Source organism: Vibrio sp. OY15, from assembly GCF_000742455.1.
Taxonomy (GTDB): Bacteria; Pseudomonadota; Gammaproteobacteria; order Enterobacterales; family Vibrionaceae; genus Vibrio; species Vibrio alginolyticus.
The window spans coordinates 542,648-551,840 of the sequence record NZ_JPIL01000012.1; the positions used below are offsets into that span (position 1 = coordinate 542,648).

At 45.6% G+C, this 9,193-nt stretch carries 6 protein-coding genes; all 6 read right to left on the reverse strand.

What is annotated here, in order from left to right:
* Positions 1-78: 78 nt before the first annotated feature.
* Genes IJ23_RS16510 through IJ23_RS16535 form a run of 6 tightly spaced genes read right to left on the reverse strand, consistent with a single transcriptional unit; the run spans position 79 to position 9,151 of the window.
* The gene (locus IJ23_RS16510) at positions 79-2,217 is read right to left on the reverse strand and encodes an ATP-binding cassette domain-containing protein (protein ID WP_033906825.1); all 2,139 of its coding nucleotides are present in this window, start codon (positions 2,215-2,217) and stop codon (positions 79-81) included.
* Positions 2,214-3,800, reverse strand: coding sequence for an ATP-binding cassette domain-containing protein (locus tag IJ23_RS16515; protein WP_033906826.1), 1,587 nt, complete (start codon positions 3,798-3,800; stop codon positions 2,214-2,216). The genes IJ23_RS16510 and IJ23_RS16515 overlap by 4 nt, the downstream gene beginning before the upstream one ends.
* Positions 3,790-5,214 carry a TolC family protein gene (locus IJ23_RS16520; protein ID WP_033906827.1) on the reverse strand — a complete coding sequence of 475 codons (1,425 nt, stop codon included), beginning with the start codon at positions 5,212-5,214 and terminating at the stop codon, positions 3,790-3,792. Before IJ23_RS16520 ends, IJ23_RS16515 begins: the two co-directional genes overlap by 11 nt.
* Positions 5,189-7,420 (reverse strand): ATP-binding response regulator, encoded by a 2,232-nt coding sequence (locus IJ23_RS16525; protein ID WP_033906828.1) that lies wholly within the window; start codon positions 7,418-7,420, stop codon positions 5,189-5,191. The genes IJ23_RS16520 and IJ23_RS16525 overlap by 26 nt, the downstream gene beginning before the upstream one ends.
* A 3-nt stretch (positions 7,421-7,423) precedes the next feature.
* The gene (locus IJ23_RS16530) at positions 7,424-8,773 is read right to left on the reverse strand and encodes an HlyD family type I secretion periplasmic adaptor subunit (protein ID WP_033906830.1); all 1,350 of its coding nucleotides are present in this window, start codon (positions 8,771-8,773) and stop codon (positions 7,424-7,426) included.
* Positions 8,774-8,782: 9 nt separating this feature from the next.
* Complete coding sequence (locus IJ23_RS16535; RefSeq protein ID WP_031777210.1) at positions 8,783-9,151, reverse strand: hypothetical protein; 369 nt, start codon at positions 9,149-9,151, stop codon at positions 8,783-8,785.
* Between the last annotated feature and the right edge of the window lie 42 nt (positions 9,152-9,193).

Consider the following 9,193-nt stretch of genomic DNA (forward strand, 5'->3'; position numbering starts at 1 on the left):
AGTAAATAGTCTCATCGTTTACATTTTTGTCAATGACCGTGCTCAAGTATGAATGATGAACCACACCACATTCCGAACTTAACTTAGACTTTTTAAGTACTTATCGGTTAACCCGAAATACTTCAGGTTGCCATCTGGCTCCAAGACTAAGCTCATATTGGATGTAGAGATCATGCCCGGATCATTCGTTGAGAAAATAACGGTCTTATTGAGTAGTTTGTCGCTAAATAACCGCTTGAAGTAGTGGGAATTTTCTTGCTCTGCACCATTAAATGGCTCGTCAATGATAATCAAAGATTGTTCGCAGTTGCCTAGCCCTAATGCGAGCCGCAGTCTTTGTTGAATACCATTTGGTAAACTTTTACAGATATCAACGCTCAATTGAGTGTCCAGGCCTTGTGGCAACCATGTATCGAGCTCAAAGAAACTCACCATTTCACGCATTTTTTCTGTTGGGATTAACCCATTATGCAAGATGAAGTTAGTCTCCAAGGAGCCTTCAAAAATATGCAGGTTAAACGGGATGTAGTTAATCGAGGTTCGATAGCGGTAACTGTTGAATTGTTTGATGTTATAACCGTCCACCGAAACTGAGCCTTGATAGCGTTCCTCTAGCCCAGCGATAATAGAAATGAGCGTCGTTTTACCGCAACCTGTTGGTCCACAAATCACAACTTTTGCGCCCGGTGGAATTTTAAAACCAAGATTAGTTAAGCCTGTTGCCGCACCACTATAACGATGGCTCACACCAGAGCCGACGATACTACCTTGAAAGAGGCGAATAGGGGGGCTTTTCTCTAACGTTAGCTTATCGTCATTCATCGCCATAAGGTTGTTGATTTGCGCAGAAGACGCCTTAATGGATTGGAACTTAGAAATAGAGTTGTAGATGCCCATAATAGGCCCCAACGCCTTCCAGACTAAAATTACGGTAGCAAGCATTGCACCTGTATCGGAGGTGCCGTCCATCACGCCGATAACGGCCGCGACGATACTTGCGGTACCAATAACCTGAATCAAACTCCCGCCTGCTGCCTGAACCCTGCTATTAGTCACTGAAACATGTTCTGCATCGTTTGTGCTTTGTAAATGTGATGCGCTAAAGCGGGACTGGATAACACGCAACAATGGCAAGCCTTGGATGGTTTTTATACCACGAAGAATCTCATTCCATTGGTAAGAAACCATGGCGTTGGCGCGAGAGCTCTTGGACGTGGCTTGCGAGTAGATGTAACGAGAATAAACACAGAACACCAACATTAGAATCAACCCCGCCATAACGACTAGCGCTGCGGTACCAGACATAAGAGCAATGGCAATAATGAATACGATAACAAACGGCATGTCGAAGTAGCTTAATGTTGACTCTGCGGTTACCAAACGGCGGAAAGTGTCGATGTCTTTCAAACGTGCTAACTGAGAAGAGACACCAGCGGTAGATGTCATCGAATAAGGAAGCCACAACAGTTTGGATATTACGTTTTGAGAAATATGCACCGCCAAATCCTTCCCTGATGTGGCGATGATGTTGACCCGCATTTTCTTGAAAAAGTATTCCGAGAACCCAACAATCACAGCAAATAACGTGAGCCAATAGAGCGTGGCTTGCGAGCTAGAGGTTAAGGCGAAGTTGTACACACTCATAATAAAAAAAGGCTGGAGTGCGCCGAGAATGCTGACCACGAAGCTGAGAATAATCAGGCTTTTGAGTTCATTGTTGTAGCGATAAAACGCGTATTTAATCCAGTTGGTGCGGTCTTGAGATTCAGGTGGTGGCTCTCGGAACAAGCGCGAGTATTCGCTGATCGAGACCAACAAGCATGGCTTTTTGCAGAGCGGGTATTCAATGGTGTTGTTATTGGTGTAATCAAACAGGATCAGCTTGCCGTCTTTGGTGCTCAAGAAAATCGCAGTGAGGTTTTCTATCTCGATAAAACAAGGGTGAGGATGCCCCTCGATGTGCTCCAACGTTTTTAGTTTGGTGACGTCACAACGGTAACCAAGGCGTTCAATCGTGGCGATAAAACTGTCGCTGTCTTTTGGCTTAGGGATAAAAGCGTCGCTGAGGATAGAAGGTGTGCCTTCCCATTCAAGCGCAATGAGTGTGTAAGCTAAGCCATGAATCAAAGGTGACTGATTGTATCGCTCGTCATAACTGCGAGCCTCAAAGTCCAACAAGCGTTGAGGGACATTATTAAAATCAACCAAAATACTCATTGGTCACCTCCGGTAAGTTTGACGCGTTTGAGGCGATGATTGAGTTTGTCCATCTTGTTGCTGACGATGATGAGGATTTTGTCGTTGGCGCGATAGGCGGTGCTGGTCAAAACCAATCGAGCAAAGTCGTCATCATAAACACAGTCGATGTCGTCGAAGATCAACACACGTTTGTTCGCGAGTAAGGCACGCACTAACAACAAGGCATAAGCGACTTGGCGCGAGAATGGGTTGCGTAAATGTCCTTTAAGCTCGGTGTAAAAACCAGCGGGAAGGGCATCGATTTGTGCCTTGATGTTCATGGTTTCGCAAAGCGCAAATGCCGTGTTATTTAAGCTTGGGCGGAAACAAGTCAAGTTGTCGATGATGGTGCCTTCGACGAACGAACTGGTTTTGTCGACCATGAGCACGCTATTACGCCAGACGTTGTAGTTGACGTCATCGAGCGGTGTCTCGTTGATTTGGATATCGAGCTTGCTGTCGGTGTTTTGCCGCGTAATGCAATTGGCGAGGTGGGTTTTGCCCGCGCCGCTTTTCCCCGTCAGCAAGTAAGCCTGACCGCGTTCAAACTCGATGCGTTGTTTTTCCGAATACTTCACCGAGATGCGCTCGACTTCCGTCGTGTCGTTTTGTTGTTCTATAGATGCAGCAAGCTCAAGCAGCTCGGCGATACGTTGAATATGAAGCTTGTTCAACTCCCAGCGGCTCACCGTGCGCATTACTTGCTGGTATGGCGCGAAGTAGCGGTTGGTAAGCATGATGATGGCAGCCATGATGCCTTGGCTCGATTGCATGTTGATAACTGCCGTTGCCAAAACCACCACCACACAAGCGATGGAGAGCTGTTGTATGAGCGACAAGATAAGGTTGAAGTTTGATTCAATTTGCTCGTATTTGATGTTCTCGACTTCACGTTCTTCCACCATTTGTGTCATCAAGCTCTCAACGCGATATTCCATATTGCGCGCTTTGATATCGAGTGGGCTAGAGATGATCTCGATGATTTTAGAAGTAGTTAAGCCTTCGATGTCGGATTTGTTTTCTAAGCTGTTGATTTTCTGCTTTGAAAGACTGAGTGCGAACACCGCCAAAATGATGGAGGCGAGCAAGATGGTCACTCCCGCCCAAATGTTGATCACACCGATAATCAGAATGGTCAGTATACTGACGGCAAGGTTGATCAATGCCCGTACAGATTCTCCGCCAAAGAAGGATTTAATCTCTGGAATGGTGGCAATACGCTCTAGATATTCACCGGGTTCTAGACGACGAAACTTCGAAATCTCAGCCAAACAGATGGATTGAAACACCTTGTTGGTTAAGTTGGTTTCGAACTGCTTCATGATCACCGACGAAATCTTCTCTTCCTGATTTTTTAAGTGATAGTCGAGGAGGATGGTTATTAAGATAATGGCAAACAGAAGAAACAGCGTGTCTTTGGCTTGGTTAGGTAAAACTCGGTCAAAAATAATCAGTATCGAAAAGGGCAGCACTAAACCAAACAGCGTGGAGATGACCGTTGAGAAAGTCAGATAACACTTGTCAGCAAAGTTAATCTTCTGGGAAAAGTGCTCAGTTTGCATTGCGACCTCCTTTCTTAATCGATGGTTTGGAGAGAAGGTGTTTTGGAACTAAGTCTTGATTGCTTCTGCCTTCGATATCGCCCATCAACTGCATGATGCTTTCGATGGATTGCACCGACAGCATGCCTTTGATTTGCTCAAGATTGATCGATTCAATGATGTAGTCATAACGCGCGCTCTCGTAATCACGTAGCGCGCTAAACAGTTTACTTTCCGCTGCCAGTAAGTCGGTAATGGTTCGCGTACCAAGCTGATAGGCGCGTTGAATGCCTTTGTAGGAAGCGTAGTTGGCACGGATGATGTTCTCGTAACTGCTAATAGCTCGGGAGAAGTCGTTAATGTTGAGTACTGAGGTGTTAACGCTATTGCGCGTCGCGAACAATGAATCTTGGTACAGCAGCTCGGTTCGCTCGATGGCAGTCGACGATTTTTGATAACCGTAGTAATCCGAACCGCCGGAGAAAATTGGCACATTCAAGTTCAACCCGACGCTCGTCGAGTTACTGTCCCCTGTTGCGGTTGGGTCGGTTCGGTCATAGTTGTTCGCATCGTCGTAACGGTAACTGGCAGAGAGCGATACGGTCGGCACAAAGTTTGAACCGCTTTCTTTCAAGCCTCTTCGGCTGCGCTCGACGGTTTTCTTCGCAACCAATAAGTCGTTATTGAGCTTCAAAGCTTGTTCAAGAATCTCACGTTGTTCGGATTCGCTGATTTCCTCCAAGGGAACACTTTCGTAGATGTCTTGTGATGGGGTGACTGGGTATTGAACTTGAATCTCTAAACCGTTCAAAATTACGCGCCGGTCTTTCTCTAAGGTTCTTAAGCGATTGGCAATGCCTTCTTTCTGGGCAATTACCTCATACAACTCGCTCGCCGCAGTGTTGCCAAGTTCCACGTTGCGACGCATTTGGCGCTCACGTGTTTCAGACGATTTAAGTTCTACTTGGGTGGCTTTGATTTGCGCGTTGTTTTTGAGGTATTCGAAATATTGCGTCGCGATTTCAGAAATGGTGCTCTGGATTTTGTTCTCGTGTTTGATTTCTTCAATGTTGAAATCAAGCTTCGCGGTGCCGTATTTAAAGATGTCACCAAGGTTAAACACCGATTGGGATAAAGACACGCTGTAGCTGTTCGAGTTGTAGCTAGAACGTGTATCCGGTGTTCCCGTTAATATGGTTTCGTTTTCATTCCATGTGGTATCAGCAGCACCGTTTAAAGAGGGTAGAAACTTAGAACGGCTAATGTCGATGTTGTATTCGTTTTCTTCCACGCCTTTGTCACTAGCGCGCAGAGATAAATTGTTTTCCAAGCCGAGTTTGACCGCCTCAAGCAAGGTGGTCGCCATTGCCGAAGGAGCGTTGCTCAATGTAAGCGCTGCCAATATACAGCTAGTTAAGTTTCTGTACCGCCACATACTTGTTGATCACCTTGATGATTTCGTCGTTTTTATAAGGTTTGCTGATCACGTAATCCATTCCAGCTTCGATACAAGCTTGGTGTTCATTACTGCTGGTCAATGCTGTCGCACCTATAATGGTGCAAGGGTTCTGTCCGCTCTCTTGTTCGTATTGTCGAATGCGTTTGGTCGCTTCAATGCCGCCCATGCCCGGCATGATGCAGTCCATAAAAATGATGTCTGAGCGCTGATTCATGAAATGCTGAACGGCGTCTGCGCCATCGCCAACGGTGTCGGCTTCGTATTCTTGCTTGCTCAAAATACGTTTGAGTAGAATCTGTTGAACACGGTCATCCTCCACAATCAGGAATGAGCTGTTCTCCATCTGTTCTTCAGAGGCTTCCGCTTCCATGATTGCTAATAGGTTAGGGATGAACTCATACGGAATCGCAGGGGAGTTCAGAATCTTGTCGACAAAGGTATGGCTCTCTTGTGCTTGCTGAGTGCTAGTGACTGAAAGCAACAACTTGGTGTTCGGGTGATTGCGCAGTTGCGATTTCACCGTTTTGCTCAGTGAGGGCAGCTTGTTTGGCTCGAACGTGTCGGTCAGCATGATGGCATCGTATTCGCCAAAGGTTTTTGCAGCAGAGAAGAGTTCGTTCGGCGTTCGAATTGGCGTGATCTCCAAGCCCAAGTTGACTAACATTTTGTTCATTACATCAATGCGCAGCTGAGAGTTGGCACACAGCAACAAACGCTTATTGTCGAAGCGAGTTTTCTCGGTGTGGAAGCTTTTGGCTTTCAAATCGAGCTGAATTTGAAAACGTTCCTGATTGCCCGATTGATACCAATGGCTCTCGTAATAGCCATAATCTTTCAGTACGCTTTTCGCCAAATCGTCTTTGGTTGCAGTGTGCTGCTTATGGTCGCTCCAGTGTAGGGTATTGAGCTTGGCAAACGGCACATCCAGTGTGGTTAAGAAGTTTAGATTGATGGTCAAGCGGGTGTTTTCAATGTCTGACGCCGCGCCTGACTCAATGGTGACAAACAGTTTCTTATCGGCTTTGAGTTGGATGGCATTCGATAACTGTAGGAACAACACCCAGAATAAGCTGGTGGATTGTCCTTCAACACGGTTTGGTAAGTTATCTGAGATAAAGCAGTCTAGCTCACCTTCATTTCGCTGCACTTTGGAACTGATGTGAATCATCAATTCAGACAGCACATTCAGCAGTGAAAACTCTTTAGATTTGCTCTCGGTCCCTTGTGAAATGAGTCGGTTGTAGTTCTCTGCCAATTCAGACAGGGTATTGGCAGCCGAGGTTATATCTTGCGCCATCAACACGCCGCTCTCATCGGTCTCTTGAACGAGATATTGCACGCCGCCGTTAATGGTGTTGGTGATGCCACGAATCTCGTAACCAATCAGAGCATAGAGCTGCTTGTAGAGATCGTTATTGCGTTTTTGTTCTTCGAGTTTGCTGAAAATCAGTTTTAGGTGAGAGTAGATCTGACGCTGCTTCGGATTGATGCTCACTTCATTCAGCAACTCTTCCAACCTTTGTAAATCCAGTTGTTTGAGCTCTTGATAAAGCTCATCGAATTCTTGGTCAATGTCACGCTCATTCGAGCTGGATTTTTTCAGCTTAAGGATTGCCACCAAGTTCGATAGCACTGCGATACCAACCAGTACGACAACGACCACAAACAACCAAATGAAGAACTCGTTTTTCTCCATCATTAGGTCGCTCGCATGGTTGTTAAATATGGTCCGGTAGTTGTCGTCCATTTGTAGGTAGTTATTGGTGAGCGAGAGGTACAGTGCCAACACATCGTCGCGTGTTTTTTGGCTGTCTGAGAACCGATTGATTGCCAGTTCAAGCTGCGTGTATTCGGTCGCGCCCACCAAGCTAAACTCGGTTTTGTTGAGTGACGCGAGCGACTTAAATTGGTCAATTTCGTCTTTCAGAACATCAAAATCAAGCTCTGTTGCACTGCAATAACGTGCGCTTAAACAGCGTTGAAGCGTTTGAATATCAAACTCGATAGTTTGGTTGAGCTGTTGAGCTTGAACCAACAGAGGCGCGTTTTGCACTTTCTCGACTGAATCCACTTTGTCCCAAGAGATATACAAATAAAAGGCGAGGGCAGCCAGCATCAAGCTGAAAGCAATGCTTAGGCGCATAACAGGAACGGAAATATTGTAAGAAGGTTTGCTACTCATCCATCACCTCTCATCGAATGCGTCTTCGATAGCCGACATAACCGGCTTCGCTGCGTATTCGATAACCCGGCGTGAACCTGTTTTCACGTCTGCGGTAAACTCCATATAAGGGGACAGCTTGTATTGTGTGCCTCCGCGCTCTAGATAGTTTTGACTGATTTGGATTTCCGCGAGGTAGAATTCAGCGTCTTCTTCTTCATAAGAAGAACGGCTGATCGATGCAATTCGACCTTCCAAAAATCCGTATTTGGCAAAGTTGTAGGTATCCATCTTCACTTTGACCGCTTGTCCGATTTCTACAAAACCCATGTCTTTACGCGGGATCTTCGCCTCTCCATGAAGGGCGTTATTGATCGGTGCAATGTCCGCGATGCTTTCACCTGGCGGTATCACAGCGGAGCGGAAGTTGAAGTGCACTTTATCTACTACACCGTCAATAGGGGCGTAAACCACGAGGCGATCCACTTTATCTGAGTGTTGAGGACGTAATATACGTTTCAACTTTAAGTCCTTGTTTGCTTGAATGATTTGTGCTTGATACTCGGCATTACGATTCTCCACCAAGTCTCGGTACTGCTTCTCTAGTTTGTCGAGTTGGAAGCGCTCATTCATGACCGACTCATCAAGGTTTTCTATCTCACGCACCATGTTTGACTCTTGAACCTGCATATTCAGAACATCGACGTAAGACGCCATTTCCTCTTTGTACAAGGTGTTCTTAATATTGAGCTGCTTGCGTATCAAGGAGAGCTGGTTCTCGGAGCTTTTACGGCGCTTGAGCATTGAATCAATAAGCGAATTCTTATGTTGGATATCGTGAGTGATCAACTCTTCATTGGAACGGTTTTTAGAAAACTCTTGCTGCCAGGTATTCATGTTGACTTGCACTAATTCTGGGTACTTTTCGATGTAGGCAGAAAAATCGGGTTCCACCATATCGCGCAGGCTTTCGTAACGAATCTTGTCTAGCTCAAGCTGAATGATCTCTGTGTTTACCGTATCAAGTTGAGTGTTTCTATCCAGAGAGCGAAGGCGTGCAATAGGCTGACCTTCATAAACCACTTCGCCTTTGCGCACTAGCATTTCTTCTAGAATACCGCCTTCAAGGTGTTGCACTTTTTCGATGTCAGATTCGAGCAATAGCTCACCGCGCACCGACACCACAATGTCGATACGAGCCTGAGATGCCACGGCGATAGCCACCATGGAAAGCAAAAAGATAACCAGCAAGGTTTTGTGTACGCTGGTCATTGCACTGGCTAGCACGATTGTATCGTCTGCTGTTACCTTCGAAGCTTCGTTGTTCGAAACGAGCGCCTTTTTGAGGTGATGTTCTATTTGCTTATTACTCATGAGCCACCCCTACGATTCACTACCTGTGCGGCTATCGATTGAATTTTCGATTTTTAACAGCTGGCTAATTTGTTTGTTTACGTTGTTAAGCTCGGTTTTAACGTCCTCAATCAATTCATTAGGAGCAGGGAAATGGTGTTTGTTTAAGTGTTCAAGCTTTGCCAATTTTGGTGGTAAGTCGTCATCACATAACAAGACGAGAATGGTCTTTAGTCTTTTTGAATAACATCTGAGTGCTTCAAAACGGTTTTGTTTATGCAGCATCTCAATATCAATCCCTGCGTCACTGAAATCTTGGTAAAAATCGCCTAATAGCAATTGCAGCCCTTTATGGCTGTTGTCGACTGAGCGCAACAGATTTGTCATATTTATCATTATCCCACCGCACTAATTGCTTTAATGACAACAAGTAAGGATCTT